The organism is Streptomyces sp. NPDC091376 (assembly GCF_044757085.1).
Lineage (GTDB): Bacteria > Actinomycetota > Actinomycetes > Streptomycetales > Streptomycetaceae > Streptomyces > Streptomyces pratisoli.
Genome location: NZ_JBIVUF010000012.1, coordinates 57,855 through 76,967, shown reverse-complemented (window position 1 = coordinate 76,967; position 19,113 = coordinate 57,855). Strand labels below are relative to the sequence as shown.

Annotated in this window: 19 protein-coding genes; 6 read left to right on the top strand and 13 right to left on the bottom strand. The window is 70.6% G+C overall.

Going from position 1 to position 19,113, the window contains the following annotated elements; all coding sequences use genetic code 11:
* Both ACIQMR_RS24935 and ACIQMR_RS24930 read left to right on the top strand, forming a co-directional pair.
* Entirely contained in the window at positions 1–567 is a 567-nt protein-coding gene (locus ACIQMR_RS24935) for a VanZ family protein (RefSeq protein ID WP_401391217.1), read from the top strand.
* Between the two features lie 92 nt (positions 568–659).
* Positions 660–860 (top strand): PspC domain-containing protein, encoded by a 201-nt coding sequence (locus tag ACIQMR_RS24930; protein ID WP_266381987.1) that lies wholly within the window; start codon positions 660–662, stop codon positions 858–860.
* A gap of 99 nt (positions 861–959) precedes the next feature.
* Here ACIQMR_RS24930 and ACIQMR_RS24925 read toward each other — a convergent pair whose 3' ends face one another.
* Both ACIQMR_RS24925 and ACIQMR_RS24920 read right to left on the bottom strand, forming a co-directional pair.
* The gene (locus ACIQMR_RS24925; RefSeq protein WP_401391214.1) at positions 960–1,244 is read right to left on the bottom strand and encodes a hypothetical protein; all 285 of its coding nucleotides are present in this window, start codon (positions 1,242–1,244) and stop codon (positions 960–962) included.
* 134 nt (positions 1,245–1,378) lie between these two features.
* Positions 1,379–2,566 carry an adenosine deaminase gene (locus ACIQMR_RS24920; RefSeq protein WP_401391211.1) on the bottom strand — a complete coding sequence of 396 codons (1,188 nt, stop codon included), beginning with the start codon at positions 2,564–2,566 and terminating at the stop codon, positions 1,379–1,381.
* Between the two features lie 295 nt (positions 2,567–2,861).
* On the opposite strand from ACIQMR_RS24920, the gene ACIQMR_RS24915 reads away from it, so the two are divergent.
* Complete coding sequence (locus ACIQMR_RS24915) at positions 2,862–3,542, top strand: alpha/beta hydrolase (RefSeq protein ID WP_401391683.1); 681 nt, start codon at positions 2,862–2,864, stop codon at positions 3,540–3,542.
* 36 nt (positions 3,543–3,578) lie between these two features.
* On the opposite strand, the gene ACIQMR_RS24910 is transcribed toward ACIQMR_RS24915, so the two are convergent.
* Complete coding sequence (locus ACIQMR_RS24910; RefSeq protein WP_401391208.1) at positions 3,579–4,532, bottom strand: LysR substrate-binding domain-containing protein; 954 nt, start codon at positions 4,530–4,532, stop codon at positions 3,579–3,581.
* A gap of 62 nt (positions 4,533–4,594) precedes the next feature.
* Between ACIQMR_RS24910 and ACIQMR_RS24905 the strand changes: the two genes are divergently transcribed.
* The 3 genes from ACIQMR_RS24905 (at position 4,595) to ACIQMR_RS24895 (ending at position 7,801) form a co-directional block, all read left to right on the top strand.
* Entirely contained in the window at positions 4,595–5,899 is a 1,305-nt protein-coding gene (locus ACIQMR_RS24905) for an MFS transporter (protein WP_401391205.1), read from the top strand.
* Positions 5,900–6,092: 193 nt separating this feature from the next.
* Complete coding sequence (locus ACIQMR_RS24900) at positions 6,093–6,737, top strand: L,D-transpeptidase (RefSeq protein WP_266384383.1); 645 nt, start codon at positions 6,093–6,095, stop codon at positions 6,735–6,737.
* Between the two features lie 68 nt (positions 6,738–6,805).
* Positions 6,806–7,801, top strand: a complete 996-nt coding sequence (locus ACIQMR_RS24895) for a sigma-70 family RNA polymerase sigma factor (RefSeq protein WP_401391202.1) — start codon at positions 6,806–6,808, stop codon at positions 7,799–7,801.
* Here the strand turns inward: ACIQMR_RS24895 and ACIQMR_RS24890 are convergent.
* The 10 genes from ACIQMR_RS24890 to ACIQMR_RS24845 all read right to left on the bottom strand — a co-directional run bounded on the left by ACIQMR_RS24890 (position 7,776) and on the right by ACIQMR_RS24845 (position 19,112).
* Complete coding sequence (locus ACIQMR_RS24890; protein WP_401391199.1) at positions 7,776–8,105, bottom strand: STAS domain-containing protein; 330 nt, start codon at positions 8,103–8,105, stop codon at positions 7,776–7,778. The two genes, ACIQMR_RS24895 and ACIQMR_RS24890, sit on opposite strands and share 26 nt — an antisense overlap.
* A gap of 75 nt (positions 8,106–8,180) precedes the next feature.
* Positions 8,181–9,458 carry a thymidine phosphorylase gene (locus ACIQMR_RS24885; protein ID WP_401391196.1) on the bottom strand — a complete coding sequence of 426 codons (1,278 nt, stop codon included), beginning with the start codon at positions 9,456–9,458 and terminating at the stop codon, positions 8,181–8,183.
* Positions 9,459–9,561: 103 nt separating this feature from the next.
* Entirely contained in the window at positions 9,562–9,987 is a 426-nt protein-coding gene (locus ACIQMR_RS24880) for a cytidine deaminase (RefSeq protein WP_266381964.1), read from the bottom strand.
* Positions 9,984–11,273 (bottom strand): ABC transporter permease, encoded by a 1,290-nt coding sequence (locus ACIQMR_RS24875; protein WP_401391192.1) that lies wholly within the window; start codon positions 11,271–11,273, stop codon positions 9,984–9,986. The genes ACIQMR_RS24880 and ACIQMR_RS24875 overlap by 4 nt, the downstream gene beginning before the upstream one ends.
* Complete coding sequence (locus ACIQMR_RS24870) at positions 11,270–12,382, bottom strand: ABC transporter permease (RefSeq protein ID WP_401391189.1); 1,113 nt, start codon at positions 12,380–12,382, stop codon at positions 11,270–11,272. Before ACIQMR_RS24870 ends, ACIQMR_RS24875 begins: the two co-directional genes overlap by 4 nt.
* Complete coding sequence (locus ACIQMR_RS24865) at positions 12,379–13,953, bottom strand: ABC transporter ATP-binding protein (protein ID WP_401391680.1); 1,575 nt, start codon at positions 13,951–13,953, stop codon at positions 12,379–12,381. Before ACIQMR_RS24865 ends, ACIQMR_RS24870 begins: the two co-directional genes overlap by 4 nt.
* Before the next feature lie 201 nt (positions 13,954–14,154).
* Positions 14,155–15,195 (bottom strand): BMP family protein, encoded by a 1,041-nt coding sequence (locus ACIQMR_RS24860; RefSeq protein WP_401391186.1) that lies wholly within the window; start codon positions 15,193–15,195, stop codon positions 14,155–14,157.
* 426 nt (positions 15,196–15,621) lie between these two features.
* A complete protein-coding gene (locus tag ACIQMR_RS24855; protein WP_401391677.1) occupies positions 15,622–16,908 on the bottom strand; it encodes an amidohydrolase in 1,287 nt (428 codons plus the stop codon).
* A gap of 204 nt (positions 16,909–17,112) precedes the next feature.
* Positions 17,113–18,192: a hypothetical protein gene (locus tag ACIQMR_RS24850; RefSeq protein ID WP_401391183.1), complete on the bottom strand. Its 1,080-nt coding sequence runs from the start codon at positions 18,190–18,192 to the stop codon at positions 17,113–17,115.
* A 5-nt stretch (positions 18,193–18,197) separates the two neighbouring features.
* On the bottom strand, positions 18,198–19,112 hold the full coding sequence (locus ACIQMR_RS24845) for an N-acetylneuraminate synthase family protein (protein ID WP_401391180.1): 915 nt from the start codon (positions 19,110–19,112) through the stop codon (positions 18,198–18,200).
* Position 19,113 lies beyond the last annotated feature (1 nt).

The window sequence follows — 19,113 nt, the reverse complement described above, 5'->3', positions numbered from 1 at the left end:
GTGCAGCGTCAAGGTTCGGACGGCAGTGCCGTCATCCGCTTCCGCGCGGCGGGGGGCCTACTCCTCCTCGCGCATCTGGCACTCGTGGCATGGCTGACGCTTCGTCCGCTGGATGTGCCGTGGGTGACGGCGGCGAATCTGCAGCCGCTCGCGGGGATCAAGGCCGATCTGGCGCTGGGTCCGGTGCACGCGGCCCGGCGGATCGGCGAGGGCCTGCTGCTGCTGGCGCCGCTCGGGATACTGCTGCCGATGACGGGCGGCCGGCTCGCCGTTTCCCCCTGGGCCTCGCTGGCCCGCACGGTCGCGACCGGGGCGCTGCTGTCGCTGGGCATCGAGCTGTTGCAGACCGCTGTGCCCGGGCAGGTCGTCGACGTGGACTCGCTGCTGCTGAACACGTCGGGTGTGGCACTGGCGCATCTCCTGGTCGTCCCGGCGGGCCGGGCGCGGCTGCGGCGCAGGCGGTCCGGTCGTGCCGCGGGACCGCGGAAGGAGCGGGGTGCCCTGCTTCGGGAGGAGGCCTCTCAGGGGCGCACCCCGACGATTCCCAGGGTCGGGATCGCCCCGTAGAGCGACGCTTCGCCCCCTTGGTCCCGGCGAGTATGGAGTCATCGGGAGCCCGACGAAGAGGCTTCCTCCAAGGACTCGTGAAGGAGCCCACCATGGCCGCCCTTGCCCGCCCTCGTGACGGACGCATGATCGGCGGAGTGTGCGCAGCGCTGGCACGGCGCTTCGGCACCTCCGCGACGACGATGCGCGTGATCTTCCTGGTGTCGTGCCTGCTGCCCGGCCCGCAGTTCCTGCTGTACCTGGCCCTGTGGCTGCTGCTGCCGACGGAGAAGTCCGCGACGACCGCCTGGTGACGGCGCCGGAGCGACACGAAGGGGTGCACACCCGATACCGGGTGTGCACCCCTTTCCCGTCGGCCGTCCTGAACGCCCGTCAGGTGTCGCGTACTGCCGTCACTGCGAGAGCGGCAGTCCGTTCAGCGGCACGCCGTTCAGCGGCAGACCGCCGAGGAGACCGCCGAGCGGGTTGGCCGCCGGCGCGGGCAGCACCTCGGGACCGGCCTGCTGGGTGATCCGCTCGACGGCGGGCAGAACGGTCGGCTGGACGGCGGAGAGGGCGTCCACGGGGGTGCCGACCTCGGGGAGGGAGGTCGCGGCCGACGCGGAACCGGCGGCGGCAGCGGCGAAGGCGGCGCCGAGAGCGGCGACACCGAGGGTCTTGGCAGCAGACTGCTTCATCAGGTGTTTTTCCTTGGGAAGGGGAAATTGAGCGGCTTTGCAAGCTAGCCAGCGCGTCCTGTGCCCCGCAAACACCCGGGAGTCGTGAAAACGGCCGGGAGTTGACACTCCCGGCCGTTCCGCTGCGCCCCCGCTCAGCCCTCGTCCGACGAGGATCCGCTGGTCGTGGCGGTCTGCTTGAACAGCCATTCGGATTTCAATTCGGCGTATCCCGGCTTGATCACGTCATTGATCATCGCGAGTCGCTCATCAAAAGGAATGAACGCCGACTTCATCGCATTGACCGTGAACCACTGCATGTCGTCGAGCGTGTAGCCGAAGGTCTCGGTCAGCAGCTCGAATTCACGGCTCATGCTCGTGTTGCTCATCAGCCGGTTGTCGGTGTTGACGGTGGCCCGGAAGTGCAGCCGGCGGAGCAGCCCGATGGGGTGTTCCTCGTACGAGGCGGCCGCACCCGTCTGCAGATTGGAGGTCGGGCACAGTTCGAGCGGGACGCGCTTGTCCCGTACGTACGCGGCCAGGCGCCCGAGTTTCACCGTCCCGTCGGCGGCGACCTCGATGTCGTCGATGATGCGCACACCGTGACCGAGCCGGTCGGCTCCGCACCACTGGAGGGCCTGCCAGATCGACGGCAGCCCGAAGCCCTCCCCGGCGTGGATGGTGAAGTGGTTGTTCTCGCGCTTGAGGTACTCGAAGGCGTCGAGATGGCGGGTGGGCGGGTAGCCCGCCTCGGCGCCGGCGATGTCGAAGCCGACGACGCCCGAGTCCCGGTAGCGGTTGGCGAGTTCGGCGATCTCCAGGGCGCGGGCGGCGTGCCGCATCGCGGTGAGGAGGGCGCCCACGCGGATGCGGTGACCGTTCGCGCGGGCTCGTCGCTCGCCTTCCCGGAAGCCCTCGTTGACGGCCTCGACGACCTCTTCGAGGGTCAGTCCCGCTTCGAGGTGCTGCTCGGGCGCGTACCGCACCTCGGCGTAGACGACTCCGTCCTCGGCGAGGTCCTCGGCGCACTCGACGGCGACGCGCCTCAGGGCCTCACGGGTCTGCATGACGGCACAGGTGTGCGCGAAGGTCTCCAGGTAGCGCTCCAACGAGCCGGAGTCCGCGGCCTCGTGGAACCAGATGCCGAGCTTGTCGGGCTCGGCCTCGGGGAGCGCGTCGTAGCCGACGTCACGGGCGAGTTCGATGATCGTGCCGGGACGCAGCCCGCCGTCGAGGTGGTCGTGCAGGAGCACTTTCGGAGCGCGGCGGATCTGGTCCGAGGTGGGCCCCTGGGGTCCAGGGGTGGATCCCTGGGAGGACACGTGGGTGGTCTGGCTCGTCATCTGCGCACTCTAATCCCTACGCGCGTAGAGGGCAGCTGCACGAATCACCTGTCGATACGTAACAGTGACCGTGCGGACGGGTGGCGTACACCTGCCCTTCTGAGACTGTTCTGCCATGGCACACCACGCACTGCCCCGGTGGTGGGGGCACACGGCGGGCGCAGCCGGACCGGCACACGCCCGGCTCGAAGCGAACGTGGCGCGAGGGGAGCGGCAGGACGTGCGGGAAGCACAGGCCCGGCTGGGCCGCGCGGTCCGGCCCTCGGGCGGGACGGCGGACGGGGTCGTCAGCGGTGTGGTGCTGCTGCTGCCCGACGGGGAACCTGAGTCGGCCCGCGGGCCCTCCACGGTGTCCCACGCGGCCGCACTGCCGCTCGCACGTTCGCTGGCGCGGGCCGGGCGAGGGGACGGCCTCGTCGCGCATGTCGTGCGCTACCGCGGACGCGGCTGGAACGGGACGGACGCGTGCCTCGCGGCGGACGCGTCCTGGGCGGCGGACGAGGCGGTACGGCGCTACGGCGACGTCCCGGTGTGCCTGGCGGGCCGGGGCATGGGCGGCCGTGCCGCGCTGCACGCCGCCGGGCACGACGCCGTCAACTCGGTGCTGGCGATCGCCCCGTGGCTGCCGGAGGACGATGTCGCGGCGCAACCCGAACCGGTGAAACAGCTCGCCGGCCGCCAGGTCCTGATCGTGCACGGCACGAAGGACGCCAGGATCGATCCGGAGCTGTCGTACCGGCTGGCCGAGCGGGCGAAGAAGTCCAACCGGGACACGTGCAGGTTCGAGGTGCACTCCGACGGGCACGCGCTGCGGCAGTACCAGGACGAAGTCCACTCCCTGGCGAGCGACTTCGTCCTCGGCTCGCTCTTCTCCCGCGCCTACGCCCGCCCGGTCGCCGACGCCCTCGCCGCACCGCCCCCGCTGGGCCTGCGCATGCCCCTGGCGGCGGGCTTCGGCCGCACCCTGCGGCACTGAGCCGGTCCGGGGCTCGCCCGCCGGCGGCGTCGCGCGTCAGTCCGGGAGCAGGTTCCCCCGCCGGGACAGCAGGAACCTCTTGAACGCCGTCACCGGCGGCGTGTCCGGATGGCCGTCCAGCCACGCGACACCGATCTCCCGCACCGCCCGCGGCGCCGTGACCGTGAGTTCGACCACCCCCGGACGGGGCGCCGCCGGCGGCGGCAGCAGCGCCACGCCGAGCCCCGCGGCGACCAGGCCGCGCAGCGTCTCGGCCTCCTCGCCCTCGAAGGCGACGCGCGGCGAGAAGCCGGCCTCCGCGCACAGCGCGTCGGTGATGCGGCGGAGCCCGTACCCCGGTTCGAGCGTCACGAAGGTCTCGTCCGCCGCTTCGGCGAGCCGGACCCGTTTGCGCGTCGCGAGGCGGTGGTCGTCGGGGACGACGAGCCGCAGCCGCTGTTCGTCGAGGCGGCGGGCGACGAGGTCGGGCGCGTCCGGCACCGGTGAGGTGAGGCACAGGTCGAGTTCGCCGGCCCGGAGCCGTTCGATCATCGCCTCGCCGTAGTTCTGGACGAGCGTGAAGCGGATGCGGGGATGGTCGACCCGGAAGGCGCGGATCAGCTCCGGCACGGTCTCGGAGCCCATGGTGTGCAGGAAGCCGAAGGCGACCCTGCCCGCCGACGGGTCGGCGTCGGCCCGTACGGACTCCGCGGCCCGTTCGACCTCGGCGAGGGCGCGCTCCACGGAGGTGAGGAAGGTGCGTCCGGCCGCCGTCAGCGACACCGTGCGCCCCTTGCGGGTGAACAGGGCCACGCCCAGGTCCTGTTCGAGCCGGACCATGGCGCGCGACAGCGTCGACTGCGGTACGGCGAGCTCCTGCGCGGCCCGGGTCACATGCTCGTGCCGGGCGACTCCCGCGAAGTACGCGAGGCGCGGCGCGAGCAGCAGAGGCATGTCTTCTTCGTAACTGTTCAGTGACACGCGAGGCCGTGAGCTGTAGTCATGCACCATGGGAACGATTAAAGCCGTTCCATGCATTGGACGCATCAAACCCGCGTGCCTACCTTCGAGGTATGCCTTCCGCAAGTACCGGGGCGCCCACCACCGTGGGTGCCCTCCCCTCGCAGTCCCCCGAGACCACCGATTCCCGCCACGCCCCCGGACTCCCCGGCTACCGCCGTATGAGCTTCGCGCTCTTCGCCGCCGGCGTCGCGACCTTCGCCCTCCTCTACTCGACCCAGGCCCTGCTGCCCGCCGTCTCCGACGACTTCGGCGTGACGGCGAGCGCGGCCAGCTGGACGGTCTCCGCGGCCACCGGGGCGCTGGCCCTGTGCGTCCTGCCGCTGAGCGCGCTGTCCGAGCGGTTCGGACGGGTGCGGCTGATGACGGTGTCGCTGGTGGTCGCGGCCGTGGTCGGACTGCTGGTGCCGTTCGCGCCGGGCCTGGAGTGGCTGGTGGCGCTGCGTGCGGTGCAGGGCGCGGCCCTGGCCGGGGTCCCGGCCTCCGCGATGGCGTTTCTCGCCGAGGAGGTGCGCCCGAAGGCCCTGATCGCCGCGATCGGGCTGTTCGTCGCGGGCAACAGCATCGGCGGGATGAGCGGCCGGATCGTCACCGGCTGGGTCGCGCAGCTGTGGGGCTGGCGGGCCGGGCTCGCCGCCGTCGGCCTGATGGCGGTCGTGTGCACGGTGGCCTGCAGGCTGCTGCTGCCGAAGGCCCGTCACTTCGTGCCGGGTTCGCTGAACCCCCGTGAGCTGGCGCGGACCGTCCGGGGTCATCTCGCCGACCCGCTGCTGATGCGGCTGTACGCGATCGGCGCGCTGTTCATGACGGTCTTCGGCGCGGTCTACACGGTGATCGGCTACCGGCTCGTCGAGGCCCCGTTCAGCCTCCCGCAGGGCATCGTCGGCTCCGTCTTCCTGGTCTATCTGGTCGGTACGGTCTCGTCGGCGGCCGCCGGGAAGCTGGTCGGCCGGCTCGGCCGGCGCGGCGCCCTCTATCTCGCGGTCGGCACGACGACGGCGGGTCTGCTGCTCTCCCTCGCGGACTCGCTGACCGCGGTGCTGCTCGGCTTGGTGCTGATCACGGCGGGCTTCTTCGCCGGCCACGCGGTCGCCTCCTCCTCCGTGAGCCGTACCGCGAAGACCGGCCGGGCGCAGGCCTCGGCCCTGTACCAGTCGGCGTACTACCTCGGCAGCAGCGCGGGCGGCACGCTCGGCGCGATCGCCTTCCACTCCGGCGGCTGGGCGGGCACGGTCCTGCTGGGGCTGCTCTCGGTCCTCGGCGTCGTGTCGATCACGCTGTACGGGTCGTACGCGGCCCGCGCCCAGGAGCGCCGGCCGGTGCTCGCCGCGGCTAGAGCGACGGCTGTACACCACTGAGGCTCCTGGGACGGCCGCCGCGGAAATCTCCGTGAATCAGGCCCTCGTTCCTACAACCGCCACTCCCCCGTACGCGTCCAAAGTGCAGAGCAACCGCACTGCGCGAACTGGGGAGTTGGTCACTGTGGATCGGGCACGACACACAAGGAACATACGGAGACGGGGCGGTGTCGCCCTCGGCGTCACCGGGCTGGTGGTGCCGCTGACTTTCGCGCTCGGCGCCGGGCCCGCACAGGCCGCGTCCTGCACGACGTCGACCGGGCCGTACCAGAAGCAGGTCGAGAAGTTCATGGGCCTGAAGGTCGACGGACGGCAGTCCGCCGCCGACTGCAAGGCCATCCAGACGTTCCAGCGCTGGCACGGGATCACCCCGACGATCGGCTACGCGGGTCCGGTCACCTGGCGCACGATGAACACGATCCTGGCCCAGCGGGCGGCGGGCAAGACGCCGAACAAGGCGGGCGCGTGCCCGACCAACAAGGGCCGCATCGCCTGTGTCGACCTGACCAGACAGCTCACCTGGATCCAGGACGGGGCCAAGCTGAAGTACGGCCCGGTGCCGGTGCGGACCGGGCGGGACGGGGCGGAGACCCGTACCGGCGCCAAGCGGGTCTACTACCGGCACATCAACCACTGGTCGACGATCTACAAGGTGTGGATGCCGTACTCGCAGTTCTTCGACGGCGGGCAGGCCTTCCACTCGGTCACCAAGAGCGTCTACAACCCGCCGGGATCGGGCGGCTGCGTCAACATGCGTCCGGCGGACGCCAAGGCGTACTGGGGCCTGCTCAAGAACGGGGACGACGTCCACGTCTACGGCCGCAAGCCGGGAACCTGACCCCTGTTGTCAGTCCCCTCCTGTAGCGTCCGAAGGGCTGGTGAGGACGGTCGACAGGGGTGGACCCGATGAGTGATCTCGCAACGACGCAGGACCTCGAATCCCGGCTGGAGAGCTACCGGACGGAGCTGACCGGCTACTGCTACCGCATGCTGGGCTCGGCCTTCGAGGCGGAGGACGCCGTCCAGGACACCATGGTGCGGGCCTGGAAGAGCTTCGAGAAGTTCGAGGGGAGATCGTCGCTGCGCTCGTGGCTGTACCGCATCGCGACGAACGTCTGCCTGGACATGCTGAACGCGGGCAATCGCCGGGCCCGCCCGATGGACCTGACCGCCGCCACCCCGGTGGCCCAGGCCCAGCTCACCGCCCGTCCGGAGATCACCTGGCTGGAGCCGGTGCCGGACGGGCGCGTGCTGCCGTCGGTGGCCGACCCGGCCGATACGACGGTGGAGCGGGAGTCGATCAGGCTGGCGTTCGTCGCGGCGCTGCAGCATCTGCCGCCGAAGCAGCGAGCGGTGCTGATCCTGCGCGAGGTGCTCGCCTGGAAGGCCGCCGAGGTGGCCGAGCTGCTGGGCACGTCCGTCGCCTCGGTCAACAGCGCGCTGCAGCGTGCCCGCGCCACGCTCGCCGACCATGATCCCGCCTCCAGCGACCCGGCGGACCCGCTCGACGAGGAGCAGCAGAAGCTGCTCGAGCGCTATGTCGCCGCCTTCGAGGGGTACGACATGAAGGCGCTGACGGCGCTGCTGCACGAGGACGCGACGATGTCCATGCCGCCGTACGACCTGTGGCTGCGCGGCCATGACGACATCGTGGGCTGGATGCTCGGCGTCGGCGAGGTCTGCCGTGGCTCCAAGCTGGTCCCGACCGTGGCCAACGGCTCGCCGGCGTTCGCGCAGTACCACCCGAGCCAGGACGGCGAGGGGTACGAGCCGTGGGCGTTGATCGTCCTGGAGGTCTCGGACGGCCGGATCGGCGGTATGGACTTCTTCCTGGACACCAAGCGCTGGTTCCCGCTGTTCGGGCTGCCGGAGCGGCTCAGCCCGGAGGGCGCCGAGGGCTGAGCGCCGACGGCCGGTCCGGGTCGTCCCCGCTGCCCAGTCCGACGAAGGCGAGCAGGGCCAGCAGCTCGGGACCGGCGTTCGTCAGCCGCAGCTCCCGCCCGAGTCTGCGGGCGGTGAGCCGCAGCCGGGCGACGGCGTCGACAGCGGTGAGATCGGCGACGACCAGCGCGCCGACGTCGCAGATCACCTCAGCCCCCTCGGCGGCGACGGCCTGTGCCTGCAGGCGAGCACACAGCAAGGGCACATCGGCGGGGGCGACCCGGCCGACGAGTTCGACGACGATCGGCTGTTGTGTGCTGTCCACATGGAAGAGACCTTCGCCGCGGCGACAACTCATCGCCGCGGCTCGGTCGCACCCGGTCAGCCCCTGTCGTCCGGGTCAGGCGATACGGTCCAGGACGATCGGATCCGGGACGAAGGCCGTGCCCGACGGGGCGATGTCGTACACCGACTCCAGCGACTCGAGGGCGTAGTCGAACTTCTCCGGGGTGTCCGTGTGCAGCGTCAGCAGCGGAGCGCCCGCCGTCACCTCGTCGCCCGGCTTGGCGTGGAGCTCGATGCCCGCGCCCGCCTGGACCGGGTCCTCCTTGCGGGCGCGGCCCGCACCGAGACGCCAGGCGGCGACGCCGATGCCGTAGGCGTCCAGGCGGGTGAGGACACCCGTGGAGGGGGCGGTGATGACGTGCCGCTCGCGGGCCACCGGCAGCTCCGCGTCCGGGTCTCCGCCCTGAGCGGCGATCATACGGCGCCAGACGTCCATCGCCGAGCCGTCGGCCAGGGCCTTCGCCGGATCTGCGTCCTTGACACCGGCCGCGTCGAGCATCTCGCGGGCCAGCGCCAGGGTCAGCTCGACGACGTCGGCGGGACCGCCGCCGGCGAGCACCTCGACCGACTCCCGGACTTCGAGGGCGTTGCCCGCGGTGAGGCCGAGCGGGGTCGACATGTCGGTGAGCAGGGCGACGGTCCGCACCCCGTGGTCCGTGCCGAGACCGACCATCGTGGAGGCGAGTTCGCGCGCGTCCTCGATGTTCTTCATGAAGGCGCCGGAGCCGACCTTCACGTCCAGCACCAGCGAACCCGTGCCCTCGGCGATCTTCTTCGACATGATCGAGGACGCGATCAGCGGGATCGCCTCGACCGTGCCGGTGACGTCACGCAGGGCGTACAGCTTCTTGTCGGCCGGGGCCAGGCCGTCGCCCGCCGCGCAGATGACCGCACCGGTGGTGTCGAGGACGTGCAGCATCTCCTCGTTCGACAGCAGGGCGCGCCAGCCGGGGATGGACTCCAGCTTGTCGAGGGTGCCGCCGGTGTGGCCGAGACCGCGGCCGGACAGCTGCGGCACGGCCGCACCACAGGCCGCGACCAGCGGGGCCAGCGGCAGCGTGATCTTGTCGCCTACGCCGCCCGTGGAGTGCTTGTCGGCGGTGGGCCGGGACAGCGACGAGAAGTCCATGCGCTCCCCGGACGCGATCATCGCGGCGGTCCAGCGCGCGATCTCCGCCCGGTTCATGCCGTTGAGCAGGATCGCCATCGCCAGCGCGGACATCTGCTCGTCGGCGACCTCGCCGCGGGTGTACGCGTCGATGACCCAGTCGATCTGCTCGGGGGTGAGTTCGCCTCGGTCGCGCTTGGTGCGGATGACGGAGATGGCGTCCATGTGCTTCAGGGGTCCTTCCGGTACGAACCAGGTGGTACGAAAATGTCGCGGCCCCTCCACCGGGGAGCGGAGGGGCCGCGGGTCTCGGCCCTGTGCGGTGGGCCTAGCCGAGCTTCTCGGGTCCGAGCTTCTCCGGGCCGAAGGCCTGGGGCAGCATCTCGGCGAGCGGCAGGATGCCGGCCGCCGTGTCCAGCAGCAGTCCGGGCCCGCCGAACTCGTACAGCAGCTGACGGCAGCGGCCGCACGGCATCAGTACGTCGCCGTGCCCGTCCACGCAGGTGAAGTGCGTGAGCCTGCCGCCGCCCGAGGCCTGCAACTGCGACACGAGGCCGCACTCCGCGCACAGCGACAGGCCGTACGAGGCGTTCTCGACGTTGCAGCCGCTGACCGTACGGCCGTCGTCGACGAGGGCCGCCGCGCCGACCGGGTAGCCCGAGTACGGCACATAGGCGTGGGCCATCACGCCCCGCGCCACCTCGCGCAGTGCCTCCCAGTCGACGGCGTCGGGCGCCGGTGCGCCGGCGGTCACTTGCCCTGACCCTTGCGGTAGCGCATACCGTCGGCCTTCGGCATCCGCAGGCGCTGCGCGGAGAGCGAGAGGACGAGCAGGGTCACGACGTACGGCGTGGCGCTCACGAACTCGGTCGGCACCGTGTTCGTGCCGAGGTACCAGACGAGCACACCGGCGGCGACGACCAGGCTGACCGCTGCCGACAGGTAGCTCTTGCGGTACAGCTTCCACAGGCCGAGGCCGACGAGCACCACGGCCAGCAGCAGGAGCAGCGCGTGGACGGACTGTCCGCCGGCGCGCAGCTGCAGGGCGTCGGAGAAGCCGAACAGGCCCGCGCCCATGGCGAGTCCGCCCGGCCGCCAGTTACCGAAGATCATCGCGGCGAGGCCGATGTAGCCGCGCCCCGCGGTCTGGCCCTCGTTGTAGATGTGCGAGGTGACCAGGGACAGGAAGGCACCGCCGAGTCCGGCCATTCCGCCGGAGACGATCACCGCGATGTACTTGTACTTGTAGACGTTGACGCCGAGCGACTCGGACGCGATCGGGTTCTCACCGCAGGAGCGCAGCCGCAGACCGAACGAGGTCTTCCACAGCACCAGGAACGTGCCGAAGAAGAGCAGGACGGCCACGATCGTCAGCAGCGAGACGTTGCTGACCAGGCCGCCGAGGATGCCGGCGAGGTCCGAGACGAAGAACCAGTGGTGCTTCTCGATCGAGACGAGCCAGTCGGACAGCCCCGGAACGGTCACCGAGGTGATCTCGTCCGCGGGCGGGGACTGCTTCGGGCTGCCGCCCTTGGCCGCGGCCTCGCCGCTGTTGAACCACAGCTTGGCGAAGTACGTCGTGAAGCCGACGGCCAGGATGTTGATCGCGATACCGGAGATGATGTGGTCGACGCCGAAGGTGACGGTGGCGACGGCGTGCAGCAGACCGCCGGCCATGCCGCCGAGCACACCGGCGAGCACGCCGATCCAGGGGTTCGTCTGCCAGCCGGCCCAGGCACCGAAGAAGGTGCCGAGGATCATCATTCCCTCGAGACCGATGTTGACCACACCGGCCCGCTCGGCCCAGAGACCGCCGAGACCGGCGAGACCGATCGGCACGGCCATCGACAGCGCGGCGCTGATCTGGCCGGCCGAGGTGAGGTCCTGCGCGCCCGTGATCGCGCGCACGGCGGACAGGGCGACCAGTCCCCCCGCGATGATCAGCAGGATGACGGGGAAGGAGAGGCGGGTGCGGCCGCCCTTGCCGCCGGACACCTTGGTCGCCCCGGGCGGCGGGGTGGAAGTCGCCGTGGCGCTCACGCCGACACCTCCTGGTTGTCGGAGTTACGGGCCTGCGCGGCGAGCTTCTCGCCGACCTGCCGCTGCTGGCGCTTGAGGCCGTAGCGGCGCACGACTTCGTAGGCGATGACGACACAGAGGACGATGACGCCCTGCATGACGCCGACGATCTCCCTGTCGTAGTCCTCGAACTCGAGCTTCTGCGAGCCGCGCTCCAGGAAGCCCCACAGGAGCGCGCCGAGCGCGATGCCGATGGGGTGGTTGCGTCCGAGGAGGGCGATGGCGATACCCGTGAAGCCGATGCCGAGGGGGAAGCCGCCGCCGTACTCGTAGGAGTCGTTGAGCAGCGTCGGCATGCCGATCAGACCGGCCACCGCGCCGGAGATCAGCATGGAGGTGACGACCATCTTCTTCACGTTCACACCGCTGGCCTCGGCCGCGGAGCCGGACTGGCCGACGGTGCGCAGGTCGAAGCCGAAGCGGGTGCGGGAGAGCGTGAACCAGTACGCCACGCCCGCCGCGATCGCGATGACGATGAATCCCCAGATCGGGGTCGGCGTCGTCGGGAACTCGAAGAAGTGCGCCGACTCCGGCAGCGGGCTGGTGGCGACCTCGGTGCCGGCCTCGTCGAGGTGGCCGAGGCGGCCGGGCTGGAGGAGGTAGCCGATGATGGCCGTGGCGATCATGTTGAGCATGATCGTCGAGACGACCTCGCTGACGCCCCGGGTGACCTTGAGGACACCGGCGATACCGGCCCACATGGCGCCGACGATCATGGCGGTCACGATGATCAGCGGGATCTGCAGGAAGCCGGGCAGCGTCAGCGCGCCGCCGACGGCGGCGGCGAAGAACGCGGCGAGCCGGTACTGGCCGTCGACGCCGATGTTGAACAGGTTCATTCGGAAGCCGATGGCCACCGCGAGACCCGCCAGGTAGTAGGTCGTCGCCTTGTTGATGATGTAGACCTGGCTGTCCGACTTGACGCCGTAGTCGAACATGATGCCGAAGGCGCTGAACGGCTCCTTGCCGGTCGCGGCCAGCACCAGCGCCGTGACCGCGAACGCGGCCACGATCGCGAGCAGCGGGGCCGCCAGCCCGAGGAGCACCCGCTCCTTGTCGAACTTCTTCATCGGGCCTCGTCCTCCGGGGCGCTGTCTTCGTGGTGCTCGAGGTGGCCGGATGCCGCGCCGGTCATGGCCGAGCCCAGCTCCTCGGGGGTGATCGAGGCGGGGTCGGCGTCCGCGACCAGCCGGCCGCGGTACATCACCCGCAGCGTGTCGGACAGCCCGATCAGCTCGTCCAGGTCGGCGGAGATCAGCAGCACCGCCAGGCCCTCACGCCGCGCCTCGCGGATCTGGTCCCAGATCTGCGCCTGCGCGCCGACGTCCACGCCCCGGGTGGGGTGGGCGGCGATGAGCAGCTTGGGGTTGTGGCTCATCTCGCGGCCGACGATCAGCTTCTGCTGGTTGCCGCCGGAGAGCGAGGCCGCGGTGACCTCGATGCCGGGGGTGCGGACGTCGTACTCGCGCACGATCCGCTCCGTGTCGGCGCGGGCGGCCTTGAGGTCGAGGAACGCGCCCTTGCTGTTGGGCTTCTCGGTGACGTGACCGAGGATGCGGTTCTCCCAGAGCGGGGCTTCCAGCAGCAGTCCGTGCCGGTGGCGGTCCTCGGGGATGACGGCCATGCCGTCCTCGCGCCGCTTGCGGGTCGGGGTCCGCGAGATGTCGGTACGGTCCAGGGTCACCACACCGGTGTCCGGGGCGCGCATGCCCATGACGGCCTCGACCAGTTCGGACTGGCCGTTGCCCTCGACGCCCGCGATGCCGAGCACCTCACCCTTGTGGATGGTGAAGGAGATGCCGTCGAGCACGGCGCGCACGACGCCGTCGGGGTCGGTCGCGGTCAGCCGGAGGTCCTCGACCTGGAGCATCGGGACGTCGGTGACGGTCGACTCACGGGTCTCCGGCGAGGGCAGCTCGGCGCCGACCATCAGCTCGGCGAGCTGCTTGGTGGTGACGGACTTCGGGTCGGCGTTGCCGACCGTGGTGCCACGGCGGATGACGGTGATCTCGTCGGCGACCGTGAGCACCTCGCCCAGCTTGTGCGAGATGAAGATGACGGTCAGGCCCTCGGCCTTGAGCTCACGCAGGTTGTCGAAGAGCGCGTCGACCTCCTGCGGGACGAGCACGGCGGTCGGCTCGTCGAGGATGAGGGTGCGGGCGCCGCGGTAGAGGACCTTGAGGATCTCCACGCGCTGGCGGTCGGCCACGCCCAGGTCCTCGACGAGGACGTCCGGGCGGACGTTGAGACCGTACGCGTCGGAGATCTCCTTGATCTTGGCGCGGGCGCGGTCGCCGATGCCGTAGAGCTTCTCGGAGCCGAGAACGACGTTCTCGAGGACCGTGAGGTAGTCCGCGAGCATGAAGTGCTGGTGCACCATGCCGATGCCACGGGCGATGGCGTCACCGGGGTCGTGGAACGTCACCTGCTCGCCGTCCACCGCGATGGTGCCCTCGTCCGGCTTCTGCATGCCGTAGAGGATCTTCATCAGGGTGGACTTGCCGGCGCCGTTCTCGCCCACGAGGGCGTGGACGGTGCCGCGGCGCACGGTGATGTCGATGTCGTGGTTGGCCACGACTCCGGGGAATCGTTTGGTGATGCCGCGGAGCTCTACGGCATGAGGACTGCTGGACGCGTTGATGGCGCACTCTCCTTGGCAGGAGCGGAGGAGCGGAGGCGGTGGTTGGCGCGAAAACTACCGCGTGGGCGATCGCGCTACGCGCGTAGCGCGGAGAATTGACGATGCGGGACCCGGACGCTGGGACCGGGGCCCGCGGGCCATGCGGGGCCGGGGTCCGGACGTCGGCCGAAGCCGTTCGCCGAACCCCGGTCACACGGTACGTCAGGTGGTGGTCTTCACCGTGATGGTGCCGTCCACGATCTTCTTCTTGGCCTCGTCGAGCTTGGCCTGGATGTCCTTCAGGTGGTCACCGGTGGTGGTGAGGCTGACGCCGTTCTCGGAGAGCGAGTAGGCGTGCGTACCGGTCCGCGGCTTGCCGTCCTTGACGGACTTGACCAGGTCGTAGACGCCGGTGTCGACGTTCTTGACGACCGAGGTCATGATCGTCGAGGCGTACTTGGACAGGGCCGGGTCCTTGGCCTGGTCCGAGTCCACGCCGATCGACCAGGCGCCCGGCTTCGCGGAGACGGCCTCGATGGAGCCGGCACCGGAGCCGCCCGCGGCGGCGAAGATGACGTCGATGCCCTTGTCGAGCATGCCCTTGGCGGCGGCCTTGCCCTTGTCCGGGGCGCCGAAGCCGGAGAGGTCCGTACCCGTGGTCAGGTACTGGATCTGCACCTTGGCCTTCGGGTTGGTGTCCGTGACGCCCTGCTCGAAGCCGGCGGCGAACTTCTTGATCAGCGGGAGGTCGACACCACCGATGAAGCCGATCTTGCCGTCCTTGGACTTGAGGGCGGCGGCGACACCGGCGAGGTAGGAGCCCTGCTCCTCGGTGAAGACGATCGAGTTGACGTTCTTCTTGTCGGAGACCGAGTCGATCAGACCGAAGGTGGTGTCGGGGTACTTGGCGGCGGTCTTGTCGATCGCGTCCTTGTAGGCGAAGCCGACACCGATGACGGGGTTGAAGCCGCCCTCGGCGAGCGACGCGAGCCGCTGCTCGCGGTCGGCGGGGGTCTCACCGTTCTTGGCGGTGAGCTCCTTGGTCTCGGCGCCGAACTCGGCCTTGGCCTTGTCCAGTCCACGGGCCGCGGAGTCGTTGAAGGAGTTGTCGCCACGGCCACCGACGTCGTAGGCCATGCCGATCTTGAGCTTGCCTTCGCCCGAGCCGGTCGACTCGGTGGACGACTCGCCGCAGGCGGTGGCAGTGAGGGCGAGAGCCGCGGTGACTGCACACGCGGCGGTGATCTTGGATACCCGGCGCACGAGGAGGGTCCCTTCAGACTGACCGAAAGCGCCCCTTGCGGCGCTGGTTTCGCGGCGATCGTAACGCGCGTAGATGTCGGTTAAAGACCCGTTCACCAGTCGTTATCAGATCGACGCGCAGGGAGCGTCGATCGACACACACGGCATCCGGGTGATGACGGGATGCCTCGCCCCCAGGCTCTCACGGGCAGAGCCCCGCCCCCGCGGCCGGTTGTCCCGGCGGGCAGGCGCTTTCCGGGCAATTCCCGGACGGGAAACGGGAGTACCCGTTCCCGGGAATGTTCTCGAAATGAATAAATTCGGGACCGGGTCGAGGAATCCCGGAACGAACGAACTGCCCGGCCCGGGAGACCGGACCGGGCAGCAGGACGCCCTCTCACGGGCGGCCCCGCGGACGGACCGAAGGCCGCCGCTCGCAAGGACGGCTCAACGACCGTGTGCCGCGTCGAGCAGCGCCGCCGCAGTGAACAGTTCCACGCCCACCGTGATCGCGGCCTCGTCCACGTCGAAGTCCCCACGGTGCAGGTCGAGCCTGGCGCCCGAGCCCGGCGCACGCACTCCGAGGCGGGCCATCGCGCCCGGGACGTGCTCCAGGTACCAGGAGAAGTCCTCGCCGCCCAGGCTCTGCTCGGTGTCCTCGATCGCCAGCGCTCCACGGCGGGCGGCATGGGCGTCGCGCAGCAGTTCGGTGACCACGGGGTCGTTGACCACGGGCGGCACCCCGCGGATGTAGTTGATCTGGGACTTCGCCCGGTGCAGCGTGGCGATCTCGTCGACCGCGGCGTGCACCAGGTCCGGGGCCTCCCGCCAGGCGGGCAGGTCCAGGCAGCGCACGGTGCCGGCGAGCTCCGCGTGCTGCGGGATGACGTTGCAGGCGTGGCCGGACTCGATACGGCCCCAGGTCAGGGCCAGTCCGGAGCGGGTGTCGACACGGCGGGACAGCAGCGCCGGAACCTCGGTGACGATCTTGGCGGCCGCGGTGACCAGGTCCGTGGTCAGATGCGGGCGCGCCGTGTGGCCGCCGGGGCCGTCGAGGGTGATCTCCAGCCGGTCGCAGGCGGAGGTGATGGGGCCGACGCGCAGCCCGATCCTGCCCGCGTCGACCCGGGGATCGCAGTGCACGGCGATGATCCGGCCGACTCCGTCCAGTACGCCGGACTCGATCGCGTCGGCCGCGCCGCCCGGCAGGACCTCCTCGGCGGGCTGGAAGATCAGCCGCACCGGCTGCGGCAGCAGGCCCTGCCGGTCCAGCTCGGCGAGGACCAGACCGGCGCCGAGCACGGCCGTCGTGTGGACGTCGTGGCCGCAGGCGTGGGCCCGGTCCGGCACGGTCGAGCGGTACGGCACGCCCGTCTTGGTGTCCGGGATGGGCAGGGCGTCGATGTCGGCGCGGATCGCGAGCACGGGCCGCCCGCCGGTCCGTCGTCCCCCGGCTTCCGGACCCGCACCGCGTACCCCTGCTCCGGCGCCCACGTCACAGACGAGTCCCGTACCGGTCGACAGCACCTGCGGGTGCAGCCCGGCGGCCTCCAGCCTGGCCTTGAGCGCGGCGGTGGTGCGGAACTCCTGGTTCCCCAGCTCCGGGTGCATGTGCAAGTCCCGGCGGAAGGCAATGAGTTCCGTGCGCAGGGCGTCGGACAGTGTGCCTGGCAGAGCGTAGTCGCCAGGCAACTCGGCATCGCCGGGCAGGCCGGCGTCGGGCTCGCGGGACATCAACTGGTTCACCCGTTGAAGAGTAGGCCCCTTCAAGGCCCAACTAACTCGAGATCAACAAAAGTTCAGCCCGATAGGGGGAAGAAAATGCGTCTGACGACGCATGGCCGTCATTCGGTGTGGGTAAGCTCACCCACCTTCTGACCACGATATGGACACTGTGGCGTCCTGTCGCGTTCAGATCCCCGGGCCCCGGACCCCCGCTCAGGCGGGCGCCGGAAGCCGGTGCACGTCCCGGGCGGTGCCGGTGACCCCGGCCAGGAAGCCGTGCGCCCGCGGGGACGCCGTGTCCTTGAGCCATTCCGGTGCGATGTCGCACACCGCGACCGTGACGCCGGTGCCCGCGAGAGCCAGCGGCAGGGTGTGCACGACGGTCGACGGAAAGCTCAGCACCGTACGCCCGATCGGGCCACGCCGGGCGATCAGCTCCAGCGGCAGGTCCGGGCGGACGATCTCCAGGCCGGTGGCGGCGGTCAGCCGGTGGAGCTTGTCCGCGCTCTCCCGGCGGTGGGCGAAGTAGCGGGTGGCGCCGTGTGTCCTGGCGAGCGAGGCGACGGCCTCGGAGTACTGCTCCCGGTCGATCACGCCCGTCTCGACGAGCGAGGTACCGACCAGATCGGCGCCACGGGTGAGCCGGGGCGGACCGAACCGGGAACGGGTCCAGCGGAACTGGTTGGCGGTGACCGTCAGCCCTTCCGGCGCGTCCACGGGCATCGCCGTGAAGACCTCGACCTCGCGGGAGCGCGAGGGGGTGAGCCGGCGGCGGGCGGCCGCCGAGACCGGCGCGAGCACGAGCTCGCGCGGGCCGCGGCGGCCACGCCGATGCCAGCGCACCAGCCGTTCGCCGCGCGCGAGCTGCGCGACGAACTCCATGGTCGCCGTGCCGTCGTCGACCACGGTCAGCTGCCGGGTACGCACCAGGGTCAGCAGGAGCTGTACGTAGCGGGAGAACGGGTCGCCTATGACGATCCGCTCCGCCCGGCGAAGCGCCGGGCCCAGCGCACGTACCGTCCGCACGACCGCGTCCGCACCCCCACGGGCCTCCTGCCAGCGCACCGTGATCCCCTCGTCGCGGGCCAGCTCGGCCATACGGCGCAGCTGGCCCCGCGACATGGGGTCGGTGGGCGAGAGCACCACGACCGTCAGGTCGCTGGTGCGGCTCGGCCGGGTGCGGACGGTGGACTCCGGCCCCGGCTGCACGGGGACACCGGGCAGCGCGGGGGCGTGCGCCCACTCCAGGACGTTCAGCAGCTGGACCGGGCTCTCGACGAAGGCAAGGTCCATGGTCGTCAGACCGCTACCGGCTCGGACTGCTCGGCGACGACGCCCGCGACGCGGCGGAGCTTCTTCATCGGGGCGAGCTCGGAGTCGTAGACCTTCTTGACGCCGTCACCGAGGGCGGCCTCGATGGTGCGGATGTCACGGACGAGGCGCTGCAGACCACCGGGCTCGACGGAGGCGGCCTGGTCGGAGCCCCACATGGCGCGGTCGAGGGTGATGTGACGCTCGACGAACGCGGCGCCGAGGGCGACGGCGGCGAGCGTGGTCTGCAGACCGGTCTCGTGGCCGGAGTAGCCGATCGGGACGTTCGGGTACTCCTGCATCAGGGTGTTGATGACGCGCAGGTTGAGCTCCTCGGCCTTGGCCGGGTACGTCGAGGTGGCGTGGCAGAGCAGGATGTTGTCGCTGCCGAGGACCTCGACGGCGTGCCGGATCTGCTTCGGCGTCGACATGCCGGTGGAGAGGATGATCGTCCTGCCGGTGGCGCGCAGGGCGCGCAGCAGCTCGTCGTCCGTGAGGGACGCGGAGGCGACCTTGTGGGCGGGGAGGTCGAACTTCTCCAGGAAGGCGACGGCCTCGGTGTCCCACGGGGAGGCGAACCAGTCGATGCCGCGCTTCTTGCAGTGCTCGTCGATGGCGCGGTACTCGTCCTCGCCGAACTCGACGCGGTGGCGGTAGTCGATGTACGTCATCCGGCCCCAGGGCGTGTCGCGCTCGATGTCCCACTGGTCGCGCGGGGTGCAGATCTCCGGGGTGCGCTTCTGGAACTTGACCGCGTCACAGCCGGCGTCGGCGGCGGCGTCGATCAGCGCGATGGCGTTGTCGAGGTCGCCGTTGTGGTTGATGCCGATCTCGCCGGTGACGTAGACGGGGTGGCCGGGGCCCGCGGTCTTGCTGCCGAGGGTGCGCAGACGGGAGTTCATG